Source organism: Pseudomonas sp. CDFA 610 (assembly GCF_021147865.1).
GTDB lineage: Bacteria > Pseudomonadota > Gammaproteobacteria > Pseudomonadales > Pseudomonadaceae > Aquipseudomonas > Aquipseudomonas alliivorans.
The window spans coordinates 1-22,096 of record NZ_JAGTPM010000003.1 but is presented as its reverse complement, the minus strand read 5'-3'; the positions used below and the strand labels follow the sequence as shown (position 1 = coordinate 22,096).

Here is a 22,096-nt window from a genome sequence, read left to right as displayed (position 1 = left end):
CTAACAGCATGTAACGGTTCACGTCACAGTCGAGTTTGCAATGTGTATAGCAAATCCAGCGCCTGACGCGGTGTGAGATCGTCGACCTTGACCTTCGACAGTTCATCGAGCACCGGATGCGGCAGACTGGCGAACAGATCGCTCTGCATGGGCGCTGCCTGCTTTCCCGGTTTGGCGCGCGGCTGCTCGTGGGGCAGGCTGGTGGTCTCAAGGCGCTGCAAATGCTCTTTGGCGCGGGTGATGACCTTGCCTGGAACCCCGGCCAACTGTGCGACTGCCAGGCCGTAGCTTTGACTGGCAGGTCCTGGGAGAACCCGGTGCAGGAATACGATTCGCTCGTTGTGTTCGGTAGCATTCAGATGCACGTTGCTGACCAGTGGTTCGCTTTCCGGCAGAACGGTCAACTCGAAATAGTGAGTGGCGAACAGGGTGTAGGCGCGCAACTGGGCGAGGCATTCTGCCGCAGCCCAGGCGAGGGAGAGGCCATCGAAGGTGCTGGTCCCGCGGCCGACTTCGTCCATCAGTACCAGGCTGCGGTCGGTCGCGTTGTGCAGGATGTTGGCTGTCTCGCTCATTTCCACCATGAACGTCGAGCGCCCGCCCGCCAAATCGTCGCTGGAGCCGATCCGCGTGAATATCCGGTCGACCAGTGACAGCTCGCATTGAGCTGCAGGTACGAAACTGCCGATATGGGCGAGCAAGACAATCAAGGCCGTCTGACGCATGTAGGTCGATTTACCGCCCATGTTCGGACCGGTGATGACCAGCATGCGTGTGCTGTCGTCCAGTGCCAGGTCATTGGCCACGAACGGTGTCGACAACACCTGCTCGACCACCGGGTGACGACCTTGCTCGATGCGCATGCAGGGCTCGGCCACAAATCTCGGGCAGTTGAGGTCGAGATTCAGTGCGCGTTCGGCGAGGTTGCTCAGCACGTCCAGCTCGGCCAACGCTGCCGCGGTGTCCTGCAGCGGCGCGAGATGGCCGATCAGGTCCTCGAGCAAGGCTTCGTAAAGCATTTTCTCTCGAGCCAGCGCGCGACTTTTGGCCGACAGCGCCTTGTCTTCGAACGCTTTGAGTTCCGGCGTGATGAAGCGCTCGGCACCCTTCAGGGTCTGTCGGCGGATGTAATCGGCGGGCGCCTGTTCAGCCTGCTTGCTGGGCAGCTCGATGAAGTAACCATGAACGCGGTTGTAGCCTACTTTCAGATTGGCCAGGCCGGTTCGGGACTTTTCGCGCGCTTCCAGATCGATCAGGAACTGGCCTGCGTTCTCGCTCAGTGATTGCAGCTCGTCCAGTTCAGCGTCGTAACCGGTCTTGAGCACGCCACCGTCGCGAATCACAGCTGGCGGGTTGTCGATGATTGCCCGTTGCAACAGGTTGGCCAGCTCAGGGTAAGTGCTGGCGGTGCGGGCCAGTTGTTGAAGGTGCGGCGCTTCCAGCTCGCTCATCGCCTGCTGTAATTCGGGCAGGGCGCTCAAAGCATCGCGCAGGCGGGCAAGGTCGCGGGGGCGAGCGTTGCGTAGACCGATACGCGCCAGAATCCGCTCGATGTCGCCGATTTCTTTCAATTGGGGCTGCAGGTTCTCGAAGCGGTAGCGCTCGAGAAAGCAGGTAATCGAAGTCTGACGCGCCTGAAGGATGGTCAGATCGCGCAACGGACGATTCAGCCATCGCGTCAGCAGGCGTGTGCCCATGGCAGTCTGGCAGCGGTCCATGACCGATTGCAGCGTGTTGTCCCGACCGCCCGACAGGTTGGTATCCAGTTCAAGGTTGCGGCGGCTGGCACCGTCCAGAATCACGGTATCGTCCAGGCGCTCGTGACGCAGGCTGCGCAGGTGCGGCAAGGCGGTGCGCTGGGTTTCCTTGGCATAGCTCAACAGGCAGCCTGCCGCGCCAATCGCCAGCGTTAGCATTTCACAGCCAAAGCCCTTGAGGTCCTGAGTCGCGAACTGCTGACAAAGGCTTTTGTGCGCCGAGTCGCGTTCGAAATCCCATGGCGCGCGACGACGTGAGCCACGACGTTTTTCAGCAGGCAGACCCTGAGGCCAGTCATCCGGGATCAGCAGTTCGACCGGGTTGATGCGTTCGAGCTCGGCCAGCAGGTTCTCCCAGCCCTTGATCTCCAGCACGCTGAAATTGCCGCTGGTGATGTCCAGCACAGCGAGGCCGAAAAGGCGCTCGTCGCCGAGCACGGCAGCGATCAGGTTGTCCCGACGCTCGTCGAGCAGCGCTTCATCGCTGATGGTGCCCGGCGTGATGATACGCACGACCTGACGATCGACCGGCCCTTTGCTGGTTGCCGGATCGCCGATCTGCTCACAGATCACTACCGACTCGCCCAGCTTGACCAGCTTCGCCAGGTAGCCTTCCGCTGCGTGGTAGGGGATGCCACACATGGGGATGCTCTGGCCGGCCGACTGACCGCGTGCCGTCAGCGTAATATCCAGCAACTTGGCGGCCTTTTTGGCGTCTTCATAGAAGATTTCGTAAAAGTCACCCATGCGATAGAACATCAGCTGATCCAGGTGCTGATTCTTCAGCTTCCAGTACTGCTGCATCATGGGGGTGTGCGAAGAGAGGTCGGAAATTGCTTTATTCATCAGTGGCTTGGGCAAGTTCTTGAGAAGAGTGGGTAAACCTCGGGGTGCGACGTGTAATCCCTCCGTTTACCGAGGGATGTCTGCCGAGTGTTTGCGATGGGCGCAAGGTTATCACGCACGTTGCGCGGGTGCAGTCCCGGTTTGGTGAACGCTCAATCGTGACCTTGGGTTTCCGCAAGCCCACAGCTTCCTGATTGCTGTATAGACTTCACGAACCACCACCGTCTGTGAGTGGTGGCCTATGAAAAAGGACTTTTATATGGCAGTTAGACGAGCAAGGGATTCGGTCACTGGACGCTTCATTCCTCTGGATGAGGCAAAGCGCAGGCCGAGGGAAACAACGGTCGAAACGGTCAAAAAGCCTGTTTCTAAAGAGAAGCAGTGAACATGAGCGGACAAGCGGCTTCTTATGCAGCCGCGATGTTCAAAGATCGGATTTCAGATCAGCGGTTGGAACGGGAACGTACTGTGGATGACATAACCCTGCTTGCCGCCTCGCTTGGCAGGCTTCTGAAAGCGACTGATGCCCAGGTGACGACCGCCGAGTCCTGTACGGGAGGCGGCATCGCCGAAGCGATTACACGTGTCGACGGCAGTTCCGGCTGGTTCGAGGCCGGCTACGTCACTTATTCCAACCATCAGAAAACGCGACAGCTCGATGTTCCGCAAAGCCTGTTCGACAGTGTCGGCGCGGTCAGTCAGCCTGTCGTTGAAGCGATGACCCGCGGCGCTCAGCGCAACAGCGGTGCCAGATTCGGCGTCGCGGTCAGCGGCGTGGCGGGGCCAGGTGGTGGCTCGGTCGAAAAGCCGGTCGGTACGGTCTGGATCTGCTGGGGTGACGGTGAAAGGCTCATCGCGCAGCGCCGGTGGTTCGCCGGTGACCGTGAGCAGGTGCGCCGACAAACGGTAAAAGCCGCGCTGGAGGGGCTCATCGCGCTTGCATCCGGAGAAATGCCAAAACAGGGGTAGGCGAGCGTCGATCCCTGTGGAATAATACTGTCTACTTATACAGGTGTTGTGGCCATCAAGGCCCTAATTGAATTTGATTACGTGAGGACTTCAATGGACGACAACAAGAAGAAAGCCTTGGCTGCGGCCTTGGGTCAGATCGAGCGTCAGTTCGGTAAAGGTGCCGTGATGCGCATGGGCGACCATGACCGTCAGGCGATTCCTGCCATTTCCACCGGCTCGCTCGGTCTGGATATCGCACTTGGTATTGGTGGTCTGCCAAAAGGCCGGATCGTTGAAATCTACGGTCCGGAGTCTTCCGGTAAAACCACGCTGACACTGTCTGTCATCGCTCAGGCTCAGAAAATGGGCGCGACCTGTGCATTCGTCGATGCCGAACACGCACTCGACCCTGAATACGCAGGCAAGCTGGGCGTCAACGTCGATGACCTGCTTGTCTCGCAGCCGGACACCGGTGAACAGGCGCTGGAAATCACCGACATGCTCGTACGTTCCAACGCCATCGACGTGATCGTGGTCGACTCCGTTGCCGCGCTGGTTCCGAAGGCCGAGATCGAAGGCGAGATGGGTGATATGCACGTGGGTCTGCAGGCACGTCTGATGTCGCAGGCGCTGCGCAAGATCACCGGTAATATCAAGAACGCCAATTGCCTGGTGATCTTCATCAACCAGATCCGCATGAAGATCGGTGTGATGTTCGGTAGCCCGGAAACCACCACCGGTGGTAACGCACTGAAATTCTACGCCTCGGTTCGTCTGGACATCCGTCGCACCGGCGCCGTGAAGGAAGGTGACGAAGTGGTCGGCAGCGAGACCCGCGTCAAGGTCGTCAAGAACAAGGTAGCTCCGCCGTTCCGTCAGGCCGAGTTCCAGATTCTTTACGGCAAGGGTATCTACCTCAACGGCGAAATCATCGATCTGGCCGTACTGCACGGATTTCTCGAGAAGTCCGGTGCCTGGTACAGCTACCAGGGCAGCAAGATCGGTCAGGGCAAGGCCAACTCGGCCAAGTTCCTGGCAGATAACCCGGAAATCGGTAATGCCCTCGAGAAGCAGATTCGCGACAAGCTGCTGACGCCGGGCGTTGATACCAAGGCGGTTGGTTCCCGCGAGCCTGCAGTGGCTGACGATATGGCTGAAGCAGACGCCGATATCTGATATCCATGTCTGCCGTGCTTGATACACCTGTCGCCGTCAGGCGAACTGCAATGGACCTGCTCGCGCGACGCGAGCACGGTCGAGTCGAGCTGACGCGTAAACTGCGTCAGCGCGGCGCCTCCCCTGAGCACATTGAGGCCGCTCTTGATCGTCTGGTCGAGGAAGGTCTGCTCTCTGAATCCCGTTATCTTGAAAGTTTTGTCTCGTATCGATCTCGTTCGGGCTATGGGCCTGTGCGCATCCGTGAAGAGCTGAGCCAGCGGGGCTTGCAGCGGGCTGATATCGAGCAGGCACTGAGAGAGTGCGGCGTTGACTGGCAGGAAAAACTTCAGGAAACCTGGCAGCGCAAGTTTGCCGGACGCATGCCTGCTGACGCGCGTGAGCGTGCTCAACAAGGACGATTTCTCAGTTACCGAGGCTATCCGCTGGACATGATCGGCCGCCTGCTGAGCGGCCGTGGCATGGATGATTGAGATCAGGCGTTCAAAGGCTCACGTTGGTGCGCCGACTGTTGTTCGCCTGAAGGTTTCAACCAGTTCTCCGGCAAGTTGATGTAGTCCAGCAGCTCTCGAAGCCGACCCTGATTACGCCCGGTGAAGGTGAAGGCCAGCCGCGTCAGGTGGCTGAACTGAGCCTCGTCATGTTCTTCCCCCTGATAACCATGCTGGTGAAAACCCTCGCCGAGACACAAGTCGGCAAAGGCCTCGTGCATGTGCGCAAGAGCCTGCTTGCTGAGTGCATGATGCATGCGGATCACGAACTTGCTCTTCAGCCAGCGACTGGAGTGGTAGTTGGTGTAGAAACGATTGATTTCATCCACCGCCTCGTCGGCGCTGTAGACCAGTCGCATCAACTTCATGTCCGCCGGAAGGATGTAGTGATTGTCTTCCAGTTGGGTCTTGATGAAGTCCAGCGCGCTTTGCCAGAAACTGCCGCCCGGCGTATCCAGTAGCACGATGGGCACCAGCGGGCTTTTACCGGTTTGAACCAGCGTCAGCACTTCCAGCGCTTCATCCAGCGTGCCGAAACCGCCTGGGCACAGCACCAGTGCGTCGGCTTCCTTGACGAAGAACAGCTTGCGGGTAAAGAAGAAGTGGAAGGGCAGCAGGTTTTCCGTACCTTCTACCGTCGCGTTGGCATGTTGCTCGAAAGGCAGGGTGATATTGAAGCCCAGGCTGTGCTTTAGGCCTGCACCCGCATGAGCTGCTGCCATGATGCCGCCGCCCGCTCCGGTGATCACCATCATGTCGGACTGAGCCAGTTTTGCACCCAGCTCTGTGGCCTGCGCATAAAGAGGGTGTTCCATTGGCGTTCGGGCCGAGCCGAACACTGTCACCTTGCGCCGACCCTTGAATCGCTCCAGCACTCGGAAGGCGTTTTCCAGCTCGCGCAGGGTCTGCAGGGTTATCTTGGCGTTCCAGCGATTGCGGTCATCCTGAGCCATGCGCAGGACGGTCAGCACCATGTCTCGATACAGCGCCAGATTGGGGCTGCCCGGGGCGACCTGATGAATATGTTCTTCAATCTTGCCAGTCAGGTCCAGGCCATTGCTTTGAAAGTGTCTGGACAGAAGATCGTTAGGTACATACGGCATTCAAGATGTCTCCTCCTGCAGAATCGTCGACCCGCTCCAGCTTGATCGGCCAAAAAGGGTGAGTTGACCGATACCGGGTCGTATTAATTCTGTCTGTTTCTCTGGTTCACAAGAAACGATGGGCGCACATGAGCGTGTCACGCTTGTCGGCCATGTGCCTGAAAAGTACAGATTGGCTGTCAGAAGGTTATAGCGCCAGTCTGGCGTGAATGTCGAATCGATGATGTGCCGGCTCCTTCGGAAAGGCCATCGGTTCTCGGTCCGTATTCAGGGAAGAGGCTTGCTGGATGTCTCGTAACGAGAACAGCGTGCGCCTGAGGGGCAGGCGCACGGGAAGGGCAGAGCGGCTTATTTCTTGGGTTTTACCGTGCAGTCCGAGGCCTGGAAGGTCTGGGTCGCGACCGGGCGATTGGTCTTGTACTCGGTGAACTGATATTTGAGTACGGCACCTTTGGTCATCAACTGACGAAAGCCATTGTTATGACAGACGCTGTTGCCCAACTGGTTGCGCGTCGCATCCGGATTGGCGCGCATTTGCTGCGCCTGGCCTTCACGTACGCTCAGATGGTTGATCAGCTCCTTGCCATTGACGGTATAGCCCTGATCCAGAATATCTTCGTTGATCGCTCGAGGCGTACCGACGCTGCTTTCCTTCGCGACTTTTTCCAGCATCTTGCTGAGCTCGAACTCCTGCTTCGACGCCGCCTGGGCGCACAGCGGAGCAACGAACAAAAGCGTAAGGGTAGGGGCGATGAGGCGCAGCATTAAACTCTCCTGATTAAGTAGCTGGCCGTTGGACCAGCGACTTCAAAGTGCGTTCCGGGATAACCTGCCGACTGCGGGTCTGGATGGCGAAGCAGTATAAGACAGGAGTCTTCGCGCAGCCTAGGGTTGAACGGTCGGCGCTCTGATAAACTGCGCGCACTTTATTCCTGCCGAGTTCTCGTGGTGTCGATGTATTCCCTCAGTACGCGTGTGCCTCAATGAGCCACGCTGTCTCCCGCCTGCGCGATGAGCGGCTGGCGCGAAGTACCAAACCCTTTATCGCCCGGGGTTCGCGCGCGCCACGTTGCCCGGATTGCCGGGTCATCTTCAGCTACTGTTTATGTGCATGGCGGCCCAGGGTCGCCGCCGAATCCGGTATGTGCCTGTTGATGTACGACACCGAGCCTTTGAAGCCGACCAACACCGGCTGGCTTATTGCTGATGTCATCGATGAGACGCACGCGTTCGGCTGGTCGCGCATCGACGTCGATGAGCAGTTGCTGGCCTTGCTGGATGATCCGCAATGGCAGCCTTATATCGTGTTTCCGGGCGAGTTCGTTGCCAGGGAGCGGGTGGTGACTCAGGTATCACGTGAAAAAGATGGCAAGCGGCCTTTGTTCATTCTGCTGGACGCCACCTGGACTGAGGCGCGCAAGATGTTCCGCAAAAGTCCCTATCTGGAGAAGTTTCCGGTGTTGAGCCTGGAGCCCGAGCAGATATCGCGCTACCGCTTGCGTCGCTCCAGGCGCGATGATCATTTCTGTACGGCAGAAGTGGCTGCGCTGTGCCTGGAATTGGCCGGCGATGTCAGCGCGAGTGGTGTGCTGGACGCTTATCTGGATGTGTTCAGTGCTCACTATCTGGGCGCCAAGTACCAGCGACCCGTCGATACGGATGACCCGGCCCACACTCATTTGAAGGCTTTTATATAGTGCGCAGGACGTGTGCCCCTTTGGCTATTGGCTGATTGCCATCTCGTTGTGGGGGCCAGGGCGTGTCATGCTTGACCGTCATGGTGTTGCTGGGCATGCTTGGCGCCGCTTGGACGCCGATTCACCGGGCTTGATGCTGCACTTGCCTGATCGGGCAACGTGAATTTGCCGGCATTTTCGGATGCCCTGCTGAGCGGCCCGCGTTGCTGGCCCTCACTATGAAAACAGGATCAACACATGACCTACGACATCCTGATCGCCGACGATCATCCCCTGTTTCGCAGCGCGCTGCGGCAGGCGCTGAGCATCGGCCTGGGACCAGATGCACGGCTGGTCGAGGCAGAAAGCATCGCGCAACTGGAGTCGCATCTGGAGCAGAAGACGGACTGGGATCTGGTGTTGCTTGATCTGAACATGCCCGGTGCCTACGGCTTTTCCGGCCTCGTTCTGTTACGGGGCCAATACCCGCAGATCCCTGTTGTCATGGTGTCGGCGCAGGAAGAAGCGTCCATTGTCGTTCGCTCCAGGGAATTCGGCGCCAGTGGTTTCATTCCCAAGTCCAGTTCGCTTGAGGCCATTCAGCATGCGGTGCGTACGGTTCTGGAGGGCGATGTCTGGTGGCCGCCGCAGGTCAACGAAACCATCAGCGTTTCAGATGAGGCCAAAGCCGCCAGTGCCGGGCTTGCCAGTTTGACGCCGCAGCAGTTCAGAGTGTTGACCATGGTCTGTGAAGGCCTTCTGAACAAGCAGATCGCGTTTGAACTGAGTGTCTCTGAGGCCACCATCAAGGCCCACGTGACGGCGATCTTTCGCAAGCTGGGCGTGCGCACCCGGACCCAGGCCGCGTTGCTGCTGCAACAACTTGAATCCATCTCAGCCAGCTAAACGGCAGTCAAAGAAAATGTTCACGCTTTTTTGACCTGAGTTCCCTTAGCTTTCCTCATCCTTACTGTACAGCAGCCTCTCTATGTCGCCCTTCAAAGGCCAAACCGGTCTGAAACGAATCCTCAACGCCGCAGGTTATTCCCTGGACGGCCTGACCGCCGCTTTCAAGGGCGAAGCCGCTTTTCGTCAATTGGTGCTGCTCAATGTGGTGCTGATTCCTCTGTCGTTTTTTCTGACGGTCAGTAAAGGCGAGCACGCATTGCTGGTAGCGGTATGCCTGTTGGCGTTGATCGTCGAGCTGCTCAACTCCGCAGTCGAGGCGGCCATCGACCGGATCTCTCTGGACCTGCATCCGCTGTCCAAGAATGCCAAGGACATGGGCAGCGCTGCGCAGTTCATTGCCCTGACCATGATCGGTCTGGTGTGGGGCATCGTCCTGTTGGGCTGAGTCTGACCGATTTATCAGTACAGACTGGGCAGCACGATTTCGTCGCTGCGCTGCACGCCGGCCGTGAATGCCCGGCAGAGGTCGAGAAATTCGCGCATGGCGGACGTCTGATACTTCTGTTTATGCCAGATGAAGTAGAACTGCCGGGAAAGGTCCAGATCCGGGGTGGTGAGTTCGACCAGATTGCCGCGACGAAACGCATCGCGCAGCGCCAGTCTGGAAATGCATCCGATGCCCAGCCCGGACTCCACTGCCCGCTTTATCGCTTCCGTGTGCTCCAGTTCCAGCTTCACGTTCAGACCGTTGCGGTGATGACGCATTGCCTGATCGAACGTCAGCCGGGTGCCTGAACCCTGTTCGCGCAGAATCCATGCCTCGCGTGTCAGTTCGTCCAGTGTGGCCTGGCCACGCTTGGCCAGCGGATGTTGCGGTGCACAGAACACCACCAGCTCATCTTCGACCCAGGACTGAACTTCGATGTCGGGGTGGCTGCAATCGCCCTCGATCAAGCCAAGGTCGATCTCGTAGTGCGCCACCTGTTGCACGATGTGCGCCGTGTTCTGAACATGCAGTTTTACCTGGCTTTCCGGGTGGCGCTGCATGTATCCACCGATCAACAGCGTTGCCAGGTAGTTGCCGATGGTCAGCGTCGCACCAACAGCCAGCGAGCCGAAGCCTGACTTGCCGTTGAGCAGGTCTTCGATTTCCTTGGCCTGATCGAGCAAGGCAACGGCCTGAGGCAGCAACTGGCGACCCGTCGCATTGAGGCTCAGTCGCTTGCCGGCGCGGTCGAACAGCTGGCAACTGGACTGGCGCTCCAGTTCTGTGATGGACGTGCTGGCGGCCGACTGGGAGAGTGAAAGCAGCACGGCAGCGCGCGAGACGCTTTCCTGCTGGGCGACGGCGACAAAAACCTGAAGTTGACGAAGAGTGAATCGCATATCTATATAACCGATAACCTATATCTTGATAATTCATTTAACAGATATTGTGTCTGCCACTAGAATGTCGCGCAATAGCGCAATGCCCATGCGCGCACGAAATTTTCAGGAGTTCCCACGTACATGAGCAACATGAACCACGAGCGTGTCCTCAGCGTCCATCACTGGAACGACACCCTCTTCAGTTTCAAGTGCACCCGCGACCCTGGTCTGCGTTTCGAGAACGGTCAGTTCGTCATGATCGGCCTGCAGCAGCCAAATGGTCGTCCGCTCATGCGTGCGTATTCGATTGCCAGCCCCAACTGGGAAGAGCATCTGGAGTTCTTCAGCATCAAGGTGCCGGACGGTCCGCTGACCTCCCAGTTGCAACACCTCAAGGAAGGCGACGAGATCATCATCAGCAAAAAGCCTACGGGCACGCTGGTGCTGGATGACCTCAAACCGGGCAAACATCTTTATCTGCTCAGCACCGGGACCGGCCTGGCGCCGTTCATGAGCGTCATTCAGGACCCTGAAACCTATGAGCGTTTCGAAAAGGTCATCCTGTGCCACGGCGTGCGTTACGTTAACGAAGTCGCTTATCGTGAGTTCATCACTGAGCACCTGCCGCAGAACGAGTTCTTCGGTGAAGCGCTGCGTGACAAGCTGATCTATTACCCGACCGTGACACGCGAGCCGTTCGAGAACGAAGGCCGCCTGACTGACCTGATGCGCAGCGGCAAGCTGTTCAGCGACATCGGTCTGCCGCCGATCAATCCTCAGGACGACCGTGCCATGCTGTGCGGTAGTCCAAGCATGCTCGACGAGACCAGCGAAGTGCTCAACAGCTTCGGCCTGACCGTTTCGCCACGCATGCGTGAGCCTGGCGACTACCTGATCGAGCGTGCATTCGTCGAGAAGTAAGCCGGGTTGAAAAAAACCGCCTCACCCTTGGGCAGGATGAGGCGGTTTTTTATTGGCCGGAGTCTTGTGCCGGGATCACTTCCAGCACGCAGATGACACCTGCCTGGGGGTAATGCCAGCGAACATCCAGATCCCAGAACTGCGCACCATAGCGACGCTCGGATGTGGGCGTCTGATAAGCCGGCCGTGGATCCTGAGCCAGGCACTGCTCAATCAGTTCCATCAGTGGCTCCCCCAGCCTCAAGGCATGCTCGTGCGCCTGAACCAGCGCAGCCTCCTGCCAGTGCACCGGAATCAACTCGGGTGCAGCACTGGCCATGGAGTTGGTCGCGCTTTCGACAGCGTCGGCATAGGGTACATAAGGCTTGATGTCCAGCACCGGCGTCCCGTCCAGCAGGTCAATACCTGACAGCCACAGACGCCCGGCTTCAACCTTGTCCAGCCTGACCACTGACTGACCGATGCCATTTGGGCGATGAGTGGCGCGGGTAGCGAATACGCCCATCGACTGATTGCCGCCCAGACGAGGCGGGCGCACTTTCAGACGTGGCTTGTCTTCCAGCGCCAGATGAAACAGGAACAGCAACCAGACATGGCTGACCTGCTCAAGACCCTGCACCGCATCACCCTGATCGAAGGGGGCGACCAGTTCCAGCACGCCGCGCGCCGCCGGTGCCAGGTGTGGCTGGCGCGGAATGGCGAACTTCTCCTTGAAGCAGGAGCGCATGTAGCCGACAGGTGAAACGGTGTGGGTCATGCCTGCGGACTCAGCCGCGAACGCGCAGGGTCAGACCCTTGAGGAAGTTGCGCAGCAACTGGTCGCCGCATTCGCGGTAGTTGGTATGACCTACCTTGCGAAACAGAGCGCTCAGCTCCGGCTTGGAGACCGGGAAGTCGACGGACTTGAGGATCGCGTGCATGTCGTCCTCTTTCAGTTCGAAGGCCACGCGCAGCTTTTTCAGCACGATGTTATTGGTGATCGGCAGGTCGATAGGCTGAGGTGGACGGCTCTCGTCCTTGCCGCGCTTGAAGTAGACCAGGCCGTCCAGAAAGTGCGCCATGACCTCGTCGCTGCAATCCAGGTAGCCTTCTTCTTCCTCTTTCTTCATGAACGCAATGACGTCGCTCCTGGAGACCTCAAAACCAGTCAGTCCGGTGATTTCGACAATTTTGCTGTCGCTGATATCGAGCATGTAGCGCACGCTGCGCAATACATCGTTGTTCATCATGAGCGGTGAGTCCTGTAAGTCTTTTGACGGCGCACGAACAAGCGCGTGCGCCCGGTAATGAGAGAGGCGTTAGAACTTTTCCTTGGTCGTCATGTAACGCCATTGCCCCTCGGGCAGCTTGCCCATGGACACACCGCCAATGCGGATGCGGCGAATGGAGACGATTTTCAGGCCGACAGCCTCGCAGAGCTGAGCGATGACCCCGGGCTGCGGATTTTTCATGGCGAAACGCAGTCGGTTCTCGTTCTGCCAACTGGCTTTGACCTTCGGCAGCTCCTTGCCCTTGTAGGTCAGGCCGTGGTTCAAGCGATTCAGTCCATGAGGGACCATCTCGCCGGAGATCTCCACGACGTACTCTTGCTCGATCTTGCTGCGGTCGTCGGTGAGTTTGCGCAGGATTTTCCAGTCCTGGCTGAATACCATCAGGCCGCTGGCGTTGGTCTGCAGGCTGGAGATCGCTTCAAGCCGCAAAAAGTGGCCCTTGAGGGGGCGTTTGCCGTAGCTGTGTTCTTCGCAAAGCGTGCCGGGCGTGATCATCTGCAGCGCACTTTCGGCAGTGGCCGAGGCAGGCGTGTGGAAGATGATAGTGACCGGCTCCGGTGCGTCGGCCTTGGCATCAGGGCTCAGCTCTACCTTCTGGGTATCGACCTTGAATTGCGGCTCTTCGACCACCACGCCATCCACGGTGACCCAACCTCCCTCAATGAATAGTTCAGCCTCCCGGCGGGAGCAGCCGACCAGATCAATGAGGCGTTTGGAGAGGCGGATGGGGTCTGTCATGAAAGAAGCCGTTTACTGATGAGAAAGGCGCCATTGTAACCGCCTGCGCCGGGTTATTCGCGGCAACATTGCAATTGCGCCTTCAGGCACGTCAATTGCGGCGGCTCAACTGCATTCTGAGCATCGGATAAGGGTTGCCCAGGCCATCGACCTCAGAACGGCTGACCACTTCAAAGCCGTGCTTGAGATAGAACCCCAGTGCTTGCGGATTCTGTTCGTTCACATCCAGCTCGTAGATTCTGAACTGTGAGATTGCATGGGTCAGCAACTGTGAGCCCAGCCCTTCTGCGCGGTGCTCAGGGTCGATGAACAACATGTCGAGCTTGCTTCGATTGACACCCGCAAAGCCGGTGATGTTCATCTGTGCGTCACGGGTACAAAACAGCGTCACGCTGTCCAGATACTGCCTGAGCAGCAGATCCTTCAGCAGCGTGATATAGGCGTCCGGCAGAAAATCGTGAGTGGCGCGTACCGAGCGTTCCCACAGGTCTACCAAAGCCGGGTAGTCGTTCTTGTCTGGAATGTAGAATTCCATCGGGCCAGGGCTCCCAGTGTCCGGTCTGTGCATAGACCGCAAAACTCAACGAAAAAGCCCTGCCGTTTTGAAGGGCAGGGCTTTTTTCCGGCAAATGGAGCCCGCGTCAGATGATTTCGGCCCACAGGTCGTATTCATCGGCATCGGTCACGCGACACATGATCTTGTCACCTGGCTTGACGGTGCTGTTATCTTCCAGGCCGATGAACACGTTACCGTCGATTTCAGGGGCGTCGAAGAAACAGCGACCGACCGCGCCACGCTCATCGACTTCGTCGATCAGCACTTCGATCTCGCGGCCGATTTTCATCTGCAGGCGAGCGGCACTGATGGCCTGCTGATGCGCCATGAAGCGGTCCCAACGGTCCTGTTTGACGTCATCCGGCACAACGGCGGCGTCCAGCAGATTGGCAGGCGCGCCTTCGACGGGTGAGTACTGGAAGCAGCCGACGCGGTCCAGTTGGGCCTCGGTCAGCCAGTCCAGCAGGTACTGGAAGTCTTCTTCGGTTTCGCCGGGGAAGCCGACGATAAAGGTCGAACGGATGATCAGGTCCGGGCACTGCTCGCGCCAGTTCTTGATGCGGGCAAGGGTCTTGTCCTCGAAGGCCGGACGCTTCATCAGCTTGAGGACCTTGGGGCTGGCGTGCTGAAACGGGATATCCAGATACGGCAGGATCTTGCCCGCGGCCATCAACGGGATCAGCTCATCAACGTGCGGGTACGGATAAACGTAATGCAGTCGTACCCAGACACCCATGGAACCCAGCGCCTGACACAGCTCGGTCATGCGGGTCTTGACCGGCTGGCCGTCCCAGAAACCGGTGCGGTACTTGACGTCGACGCCGTAGGCGCTGGTGTCCTGGGAAATGACCAGCAATTCCTTCACGCCGGATTTGACCAGACGCTTGGCTTCGTCAAGCACATCGCCGACCGGGCGGCTGACCAGCTTGCCGCGCATCGACGGAATAATGCAAAAGCTGCAGCTGTGGTTGCAGCCTTCTGAAATCTTCAGGTACGCGTAATGGCGCGGCGTCAGCTTGATGCCTTGCGGCGGCACCAGATCGATCAGCGGGTTGTGATCGTGGCGCGGCGGCACGACTTCGTGCACGGCATTGACGACCTGCTCGTATTGCTGAGGACCGGTCACCGACAACACGCTCGGGTGGACGTTGCGAATGACGCTTTCATCCACGCCCATACAGCCGGTCACGATCACTTTACCGTTTTCCGCCAGCGCCTCACCGATCACTTCCAGCGATTCAGCCTTGGCCGTGTCGATGAAACCGCAGGTGTTGACGACAACCACGTCGGCATCTTCGTACGTCGGGACGACTTCGTAACCTTCCATGCGCAATTGAGTCAGGATGCGTTCGGAATCGACCAAAGCCTTCGGGCAACCCAGAGAAACGAACCCGACCTTGGGGGCGGATGGCGTGGTGACGGTGGACATGGCGAACCTCGGCGTGAAGGGGCCTGGACACTACGTGCAGGCACCGGTTGGGCGCTTGGTTGCGCCTCTGATCAAAAAGTGCGCAATTCTAGCGGTGACCGCGCACGATGACCAGTCTTTGGAAGAGAATTACGACGAGTGCTGCGTTATGCTTCGCGCCATTGCGTCGAGGCATGTCAATGTCTGGGCGGTTCTGAATTGTTACGCGTTGTGAAGTTCATAGTGCTTTGAGCCTCATGTCTGGTTTCCGGGAGTAGTGGATGAGTCAAACAAACAGTCATGAAGGTTCTGGAAAGGCTGCCAGGCCTGTGGGACTTCTGATCGCGGCGGTGGGTGTTGTGTATGGCGATATCGGCACCAGCCCGCTGTATACGCTCAAGGAGGTGTTTCTGGGCGGATACGGGGTCGAGGTCACGCATGACGCGATTCTGGGCGTACTGTCGCTGATTTTCTGGTCGCTGATCTGGGTGGTGTCCTTCAAGTACATGGTCTTCATCCTGCGCGCCGACAACCAGGGCGAGGGCGGCATTATGGCCCTGACTGCGCTGGCGCGGCGGGCTACGGCCAGATTCCCCAAATTGCAGATGATGATGGTGGTGTTCGGCCTGTTCGGTGCGGCCCTGTTCTATGGCGACAGCATGATTACGCCTGCCGTCTCGGTGCTGTCTGCAATGGAAGGTCTGGAGCTGGCGTTCGACGGACTGGAACACTGGATCGTGCCGATGGCGCTAGTGGTGTTGATCGGGCTGTTCCTGATTCAGAGGCACGGTACGGCGCGCATCGGTGTGCTGTTCGGGCCGGTAATGGTCACCTGGTTCGTCGTGTTGGGCGCACTGGGTGTCTACGGCATCATGCAGTCGCCGGAAGTGCTCAAGGCGGTGAACCCTGTCTGGGGTGTGCGCTTCTTCATTATTCATCCAGGCATCGGTGTCGCCATTCTGGGCGCGGTAGTGCTGGCGTTGACCGGCGCCGAAGCCTTGTATGCCGACATGGGCCACTTCGGTCGCAAGCCCATCTCGCGGGCGTGGTTCATCCTCGTGCTGCCGGCGTTGTTGCTCAACTATTTCGGTCAGGGTGCGCTGGTGCTGGGCAACCCCGAGACCGTTCGCAATCCGTTCTATCTGCTGGCGCCGGGTTGGGCGCTGCTGCCGCTGATCGGCCTGTCGACCATGGCGACGATCATTGCCTCCCAGGCGGTGATTTCCGGTGCGTTTTCCATGACGCTGCAAGCCATCCAGCTTGGCTATATTCCGCGCATGTACATTCAGCACACCTCCAGCGATGCGCAGGGCCAGATCTACATCGGCGCTGTGAACTGGGCACTGATGGCGGGCGTGATCATGCTGGTGATTGGCTTCGAGTCTTCCGGCGCGCTGGCTTCTGCCTACGGTGTGGCAGTAACCGGGACCATGCTCTGCACCACCATTCTGGTGTCTTCGGTGATGCTGCTGCTGTGGAAATGGCCGCCATTGCTGGCCGTTCCGCTGCTGGTGGGGCTGTTGCTGGTTGACGGTCTGTTTTTCGCCGCGAACGTGCCGAAGATCTTCCAGGGTGGTGCCTTTCCGGTGTTGGCGGGGGCTGTGCTGTTCATCCTCATGACCACCTGGAAGCGTGGCAAACAGTTGCTCGCCGAACGCATCGACGAGGGCGGTCTGCCGCTCCCGATCTTCATTGGCAGCATCCGTGTGCAGCCGCCGCATCGCGTGCAAGGCACGGCGGTGTTCCTGACGGCGCGTTCGGATGCCGTGCCGCATGCGTTGCTGCACAACATGCTGCACAACCAGGTACTGCATGAGCAGGTCGTGCTGTTGACGGTTGTCTACGAGGATTCGCCTAGGGTCCCGGCTCAGCAGCGTTTCGAGGTCGAGTCGTACGGTGAGGGGTTTTATCGCGTGATCCTGCACTTCGGGTTCATCGACGAGCCGGACGTGCCCGCTGCGCTTGCTCTGTGTCACCTGGCTGAGCTGGACTTCAGCCCGATGCGTACCACCTATTTCCTGAGTCGCGAGACGGTTATCCCGTCGAAGATGGTAGGCATGGCTCGCTGGCGCGAAGCACTGTTCGCTTTCATGCTCAAGAACGCCAACGGCAACCTGCGCTTCTTCAAACTGCCGTTCAACCGCGTGATCGAGCTGGGTACGCAAGTCGAGATGTAAGCTGCCGGATATACCCGGCCCATAAAAATCCCGGCGACCTTACGGTGCCGGGATTTTTTTGGTCTCGGATAACTGACCGGTTATTGAGCGCCAGTCTTGCCCTGACGCTTGTTGATGGCGTCGATCAGGCGTTTGGCCAGGGCAGGGTAGTCCTCATCGAAGTGATGACCACCGGGCAGCTGGACCGCTTCACCCACCGCTGTGGTATCGGTGCAACCGCTGTCCTTCTTCTCTTCAATGCCGTAGACGCAGAGCACTTTGGCAGCAGGCAGCTTGGCCATCTCAGGTCCTGTGGTCGCCTCTTTGCCCGCGTTGCCCAGCCAGCCATCCACGTGAATCTCGAAACTGCCGGAGCGAGCGAATGCCAGCAGGATGATTGCGTCCACACGGTTCTGATCGTCCGTCGCGAGACGGTTGTAGATCGCAGGCATGACGTCGGCGCCGAACGAGTAACCGGCAAGGATGAAGCGTTTGGTGCCCCATTTCTGACGGTAGTGGTTCATCAGGTCGGTGAGGTCGATGGCGGTCTGCTCAGGTGTCTTGTGTTCCCAGTAGTAACGCAGCACATCGATGCCGACCACGGGATAGCCCATCTTCGCCATGTCGCCCGCCACGACCTTGTCCAGATCGCGCCAGCCGCCGTCACCGGACATGAACAGCGTGACGGTGTCGGATGGTTGGCTGGCCGGTACTTCAACGACAGGAATGCCCAGACCGCCTGCATCGTTTTCGCCCAGCAGCAGGTGGCGCAGTTCGGTGTTCAAAACCTGCGGCAAGGGAATATCGTAATCGCTGATGCTGGTGTCGGCGTTCGTCTGATCCCGTACGAATGCTGCGCTCGGATCATCCGGCGCGTCATTCCAGGCCGCCAGCCAGTGCCCGTGCGGCGCCTTCTGAGGCAGCGGCACGTCACAGATGAGTGGCGGCGTGTCCCCTTCATCCACCACCGGTGGCGGATTGGACACGTGCTCCAGAGCGAAGCCTACCGAGATCGCCTGAGCCTTGTCGTCAGTCTGCCCGGCCAGCCAGCGCCATGCCAGGGTCGCGCCCGGGCCTATCCCGCCTACCACCAGCGCAGGGCCGTCAAGTTTTTCGAGGGCACTCTGAAAGGTTTTCTGCTGCATGACGCAATCGTCTTTAGGCAGAACAACCTGAACGATGCGCGCCGAAGCATCTTTGCTGATGGCCAGCAGTTGCTTGTCGGTGAGCATCTCCTCGGCGGTGACAGCCAGCGCGATACGGGTCTTGATGCGGGTGGCCGGTGTAACGCTGGTCAACGCGGCCCCGTCATTCAGATTCAAGTGCTCAAGTGTGGCGGGTGGAGCGGGGCGGCTCCATATCCAGACTCCCAGTGCGACCAAAAGAAGAATTACCAGAGCTGCAAGCAAAAGGCGCCAGGAGCGTCGAATCATCAGCGTTTCACCAATCCAGTCAGGCCGCCCGCAATCAGGGCGGCAGTGTCAGCCAGTGCCACGAGCGGATCGAGTCCGGCAGGCACGGCCATATAACGAGGTTCCCAATCGGGCTGGAACTTGTCCTTGAAGCGGCGCAGCCCCTGGAAGTTGTAGAGCTGTTCTCCACGACGGAAGATCATCGAGCCCAGACGCTGGGTCAGGGGTGCTCCGCGACGCGGCTGCAGGCCGGACAGGGGCACCATACCCAGGCTGAAGCGGGAATAGCCCTGCGCCTTGTAGTGCAGAATCAACCCGACCATCATGAATTCCATGGTCAGTTTTGGCGCATCCGGGTGCGAGCGCATCAGGTCCAGGCTGGCCAGTTCATGGCTGGTGGTTTCCAGCAGGTTGGAAAACGCCACTGGCTTGCCCTGGAAGTGAACGATCGCAATGCGGAAGTATTTGAGGTACTCGGGGTTGAAGCGTCCCAGCGAAAAGCCTTTCTCGCGCACGTTCTTGCCGGTCAGCCATGCGTCGGAGATCGCTTTGAGCTCATCGATCGGCGCTTCGCCCTGCTCGTAGATTTCCAGCGAAAGACCATCACGACCACCACGGTTCCAGGTGTAGCGCAGGTCCTTCATCTCCTTGCCTTTGGCGTCGATATCGAATTTCAGCAAGTTGACTCTGGCTTCCTCGCCCAGCTTGATAGCGGTCAGCCCGATGTCCATGTAGAACGGCAGGTTTTCCGCGCGCACCTGATAGAACACGGGGCGTGCATGGTGAACGTCGCACAGGTCGCGGAATTGCCAGATCAGCTCGGCACGCTGTTGTGTCGGACCGATAGGGTCATACAGCGCCACCAGACTGCGACCGCGGTGCGAGTACATCAGAAAAGCGTTGCCGGCCGGGTGAAACAGGATGGCCTTGTCACCGGTCAGTACCAGCCCTCCGTCAGGCTGGCTGGAGGCTTTGAGAATCTCGGCTGCCTTGTCCAGATCGGCTGCATCGGGCAGCTTGATGACCGGGCGGGCGGTACGCAGCAACCAGGTCAGGGAGACGACCACCAGCAGAACCGCGCTGCCCAGCGCCGAGCGCAGGCCGCGAGGGGCGTCGGCATCCAGCGTGAACTGCCACCACAATTGATGACTGTAAGGCACGTCCTGATAAGCAAACAACAGCAGCCAGATCGACGCACCGACCACGCAGACACTGGCGATCAGATAGAGCGGCGAGAAGGGCACTTCGAACAGGCGGCTCGGGCGATAGAACGAGCGGCGGAAGGTCATCAGCAAGACGGCGGTGAGCAGCAGAAGGCTGGCTTCCTCCCAGTCAAAGCCTTTCAGCATCGACAGCACGGCTCCCACCACCAGTAGAACCACGGTCAGGATCCACGCAGCGGACAACCGCCGACGCAGGCCCTGAGCAAGCAGCAGGCACAGGACGCCCACCAGACTTGCGCCAAAGTGCGACGCGTCGATCAGGCGATGGGGAATCATGAAGCCGACGTTTTCCAGTCGGGTATCGATTTCAGGGGTGGCACCAGAGAAGAGCAGCACCACCCCCGACAAGAAAACCAGCAGTGCCAGGATCGGTGCCGCCAGGCCTGAAGCGACGCGCATCGCCTGCCGCGTCGGAAATAATCGCTGAGCTTCGGTGAACAGCAGTGTCAGGCATGCCAGCAGCAGTGGCAGCACAACGTAGATCAGGCGATACAACAACAGGGCGGCTGCCAGGGGCGCTGCTCCCAGCTCGTTGGCAAACGCAGCCAGCAGGATCGCTTCAAAGACGCCGACGCCACCGGGAACATGGCTGAGTACGCCAGCCGCCAGTGCCAGCAGATAGATCAGCATGAACGCGCCCAGCGGTGGTGCCTGGGGCAGCAGCAGGTAAAGCACCAGAGCGGCAGCCGCCACGTCGAGTGCAGTGATCACCAATTGGATAAGGGTCAGGCGCAGATCTGGAAGGCGCAGGGTGCGACGACCAAGGCGCACAAGAATGTTGTGGGGGATGTCCTGTTCTGGCATGCGGCGGCGATAGATGGCGACCGCCAGTAGAATGCTGCCGACCAACACTGCGGTTGCGATGACCGCGAGCACTTCCACAGGAAGCTTCAAGGCCAGTGAGGCACCGGACAGATTGCTCAGGGTTGCCAGCGCGGCGAGCGGCGGCAGCGCGCAGCCCAGCGATAGACTGGCGAACACGGTCATACGGGCGATTTCAATCGCGCCGATCCCATGTCGCGAATACAGGCGATAGCGGACCGAACCACCCGACAGCATCGACAGGCCCACCGCGTTGCCGATCGCAAACGACGTGAAGCCACCGAGGATCAGTGTTTTGGTCGGCAGGTCGACGTTGGCATAGCGACTGGCCGACAACTCGTAACCCATCAGGATGACATAGCCGATTATCGCAGCCAGCAAAGCACCGCCCAGAGAGGGCAGGGGCACCGCGAACAGGGAGTCATGCAGCGCGTACCAGTCCATTTCGATGAGCATGTGCCGGCAGGCGATCAGTGCCAGGCCGAACAGCAACAGCATCACAGCCAGCCCGATAGGCTGGCGATACTTGCTCAGCAACTCTCGCCAGCTCAGGCGTGCGGGTTTGCCAGGTTGATCGGCATTTACTGCTTCATTGGAATCTGACGTGTTGTCGCGCATCAATCACTCCTTGGATCGTGCGCGACAGGATGGAGGTATACAGCCAAGTTACCAATCCCTACGCAAAAAATATTTCAGGATGTTAGCGCGTCAACGCCTAACGAGCGAATAGCGAATAAACCGGGTCGCCGCTGTTCAGCCGTGATTCAGGTCTGATTCAGCTTAGCTATAAGCCTATCGGCAGGATGTGAAAAAACTGTCGCAAATGGAAACATTGCGTGACGGCAGTGATGATAGGGCTTCAGCGCCTGGACCAAATAGTCTTTTTTTGTCAGACAGTTACGGGTGATGCGAGAGGATTTTCTATCAAGCACAAAAAAGGCCGCTCTTTCGAGCAGCCTTTCTTGATGTTTGGTTGCGGGAGCCGGATTTGAACCGACGACCTTCGGGTTATGAGCCCGACGAGCTACCAGACTGCTCCATCCCGCGTCTGTGTGGCGGCATTCTACAGCCGAACGCAAAAGTGTCAACCCTTAAAGCTGGAAAGCTGAAAATAACCTCGCGTCATGCTTCTACTCAGTTGGCATGGTCCTTCTATATAGAAGCAAGAGTCGATGCTTTATGAGTGCGCACAAAAAAGGCCACTCTTTCGAGTAGCCTTTCTTGATGTTTGGTTGCGGGAGCCGGATTTGAACCGACGACCTTCGGGTTATGAGCCCGACGAGCTACCAGACTGCTCCATCCCGCGTCTGTG

19 protein-coding genes and 2 tRNA genes are annotated in these 22,096 nt (G+C 58.8%); 8 read left to right on the top strand and 13 right to left on the bottom strand.

Annotated elements, in window-relative coordinates; genetic code table 11:
- Positions 1 to 23 precede the first annotated feature (23 nt).
- Positions 24 to 2,591 (bottom strand): DNA mismatch repair protein MutS, encoded by a 2,568-nt coding sequence (gene mutS / locus KDX39_RS05580; RefSeq protein WP_180274425.1) that lies wholly within the window; start codon positions 2,589 to 2,591, stop codon positions 24 to 26.
- A gap of 432 nt (positions 2,592 to 3,023) precedes the next feature.
- On the opposite strand from mutS, the gene KDX39_RS05575 reads away from it, so the two are divergent.
- The 3 genes from KDX39_RS05575 (at position 3,024) to recX (ending at position 5,203) form a co-directional block, all read left to right on the top strand.
- On the top strand, positions 3,024 to 3,572 hold the full coding sequence (locus KDX39_RS05575; protein WP_184320129.1) for a CinA family protein: 549 nt from the start codon (positions 3,024 to 3,026) through the stop codon (positions 3,570 to 3,572).
- 93 nt (positions 3,573 to 3,665) lie between these two features.
- Entirely contained in the window at positions 3,666 to 4,730 is a 1,065-nt protein-coding gene (recA, locus tag KDX39_RS05570; RefSeq protein WP_043305400.1) for a recombinase RecA, read from the top strand.
- Between the two features lie 5 nt (positions 4,731 to 4,735).
- Positions 4,736 to 5,203 carry a recombination regulator RecX gene (recX, locus tag KDX39_RS05565; RefSeq protein ID WP_043305401.1) on the top strand — a complete coding sequence of 156 codons (468 nt, stop codon included), beginning with the start codon at positions 4,736 to 4,738 and terminating at the stop codon, positions 5,201 to 5,203.
- 2 nt (positions 5,204 to 5,205) lie between these two features.
- Here the strand turns inward: recX and KDX39_RS05560 are convergent, their stop codons facing one another.
- Positions 5,206 to 6,324: a TIGR00730 family Rossman fold protein gene (locus KDX39_RS05560; RefSeq protein ID WP_231659665.1), complete on the bottom strand. Its 1,119-nt coding sequence runs from the start codon at positions 6,322 to 6,324 to the stop codon at positions 5,206 to 5,208.
- 348 nt (positions 6,325 to 6,672) lie between these two features.
- The gene (locus tag KDX39_RS05555; protein WP_231659664.1) at positions 6,673 to 7,089 is read right to left on the bottom strand and encodes a quorum-sensing-regulated virulence factor family protein; all 417 of its coding nucleotides are present in this window, start codon (positions 7,087 to 7,089) and stop codon (positions 6,673 to 6,675) included.
- Between the two features lie 218 nt (positions 7,090 to 7,307).
- On the opposite strand from KDX39_RS05555, the gene KDX39_RS05550 reads away from it, so the two are divergent.
- The 3 genes from KDX39_RS05550 to KDX39_RS05540 all read left to right on the top strand — a co-directional run bounded on the left by KDX39_RS05550 (position 7,308) and on the right by KDX39_RS05540 (position 9,354).
- Complete coding sequence (locus KDX39_RS05550) at positions 7,308 to 8,021, top strand: tRNA-uridine aminocarboxypropyltransferase (RefSeq protein WP_210040482.1); 714 nt, start codon at positions 7,308 to 7,310, stop codon at positions 8,019 to 8,021.
- A gap of 237 nt (positions 8,022 to 8,258) precedes the next feature.
- On the top strand, positions 8,259 to 8,906 hold the full coding sequence (erdR, locus tag KDX39_RS05545; protein WP_004879097.1) for a response regulator transcription factor ErdR: 648 nt from the start codon (positions 8,259 to 8,261) through the stop codon (positions 8,904 to 8,906).
- Positions 8,907 to 8,988: 82 nt separating this feature from the next.
- The gene (locus KDX39_RS05540) at positions 8,989 to 9,354 is read left to right on the top strand and encodes a diacylglycerol kinase (RefSeq protein WP_004879098.1); all 366 of its coding nucleotides are present in this window, start codon (positions 8,989 to 8,991) and stop codon (positions 9,352 to 9,354) included.
- 14 nt (positions 9,355 to 9,368) lie between these two features.
- On the opposite strand, the gene KDX39_RS05535 is transcribed toward KDX39_RS05540, so the two are convergent.
- Positions 9,369 to 10,295 carry a LysR family transcriptional regulator gene (locus KDX39_RS05535; RefSeq protein ID WP_210040484.1) on the bottom strand — a complete coding sequence of 309 codons (927 nt, stop codon included), beginning with the start codon at positions 10,293 to 10,295 and terminating at the stop codon, positions 9,369 to 9,371.
- A gap of 123 nt (positions 10,296 to 10,418) precedes the next feature.
- Here KDX39_RS05535 and fpr point away from each other — a divergent pair, with 123 nt between their 5' ends.
- Positions 10,419 to 11,198: a ferredoxin-NADP reductase gene (gene fpr / locus KDX39_RS05530; protein WP_002554680.1), complete on the top strand. Its 780-nt coding sequence runs from the start codon at positions 10,419 to 10,421 to the stop codon at positions 11,196 to 11,198.
- Between the two features lie 49 nt (positions 11,199 to 11,247).
- On the opposite strand, the gene tsaA is transcribed toward fpr, so the two are convergent.
- The 5 genes from tsaA to rimO all read right to left on the bottom strand — a co-directional run bounded on the left by tsaA (position 11,248) and on the right by rimO (position 15,192).
- Positions 11,248 to 11,955, bottom strand: coding sequence for a tRNA (N6-threonylcarbamoyladenosine(37)-N6)-methyltransferase TrmO (gene tsaA / locus KDX39_RS05525; RefSeq protein ID WP_231659663.1), 708 nt, complete (start codon positions 11,953 to 11,955; stop codon positions 11,248 to 11,250).
- Positions 11,956 to 11,965: 10 nt separating this feature from the next.
- On the bottom strand, positions 11,966 to 12,427 hold the full coding sequence (locus tag KDX39_RS05520; protein ID WP_210040489.1) for a DUF1456 family protein: 462 nt from the start codon (positions 12,425 to 12,427) through the stop codon (positions 11,966 to 11,968).
- Between the two features lie 69 nt (positions 12,428 to 12,496).
- Positions 12,497 to 13,207, bottom strand: coding sequence for an rRNA pseudouridine synthase (locus KDX39_RS05515; protein ID WP_210072846.1), 711 nt, complete (start codon positions 13,205 to 13,207; stop codon positions 12,497 to 12,499).
- Between the two features lie 91 nt (positions 13,208 to 13,298).
- Positions 13,299 to 13,742 (bottom strand): GNAT family N-acetyltransferase, encoded by a 444-nt coding sequence (locus KDX39_RS05510; RefSeq protein ID WP_231659662.1) that lies wholly within the window; start codon positions 13,740 to 13,742, stop codon positions 13,299 to 13,301.
- 106 nt (positions 13,743 to 13,848) lie between these two features.
- A complete protein-coding gene (gene rimO, locus KDX39_RS05505) occupies positions 13,849 to 15,192 on the bottom strand; it encodes a 30S ribosomal protein S12 methylthiotransferase RimO (protein ID WP_231659661.1) in 1,344 nt (447 codons plus the stop codon).
- A 260-nt stretch (positions 15,193 to 15,452) separates the two neighbouring features.
- On the opposite strand from rimO, the gene KDX39_RS05500 reads away from it, so the two are divergent.
- Positions 15,453 to 17,348 (top strand): potassium transporter Kup, encoded by a 1,896-nt coding sequence (locus tag KDX39_RS05500; protein WP_231659660.1) that lies wholly within the window; start codon positions 15,453 to 15,455, stop codon positions 17,346 to 17,348.
- 80 nt (positions 17,349 to 17,428) lie between these two features.
- Here the strand turns inward: KDX39_RS05500 and KDX39_RS05495 are convergent, their stop codons facing one another.
- The 4 genes from KDX39_RS05495 to KDX39_RS05480 form a co-directional block, all read right to left on the bottom strand.
- A complete protein-coding gene (locus KDX39_RS05495; RefSeq protein WP_184318997.1) occupies positions 17,429 to 18,760 on the bottom strand; it encodes a virulence factor family protein in 1,332 nt (443 codons plus the stop codon).
- A complete protein-coding gene (gene mprF, locus KDX39_RS05490) occupies positions 18,760 to 21,402 on the bottom strand; it encodes a bifunctional lysylphosphatidylglycerol flippase/synthetase MprF (protein ID WP_231659659.1) in 2,643 nt (880 codons plus the stop codon). The genes KDX39_RS05495 and mprF overlap by 1 nt, the downstream gene beginning before the upstream one ends.
- Positions 21,403 to 21,754: 352 nt before the next feature.
- Positions 21,755 to 21,831 (bottom strand) — tRNA-Met (locus KDX39_RS05485).
- Positions 21,832 to 22,013: 182 nt separating this feature from the next.
- A tRNA-Met gene (locus KDX39_RS05480) sits at positions 22,014 to 22,090 on the bottom strand.
- Positions 22,091 to 22,096 lie beyond the last annotated feature (6 nt).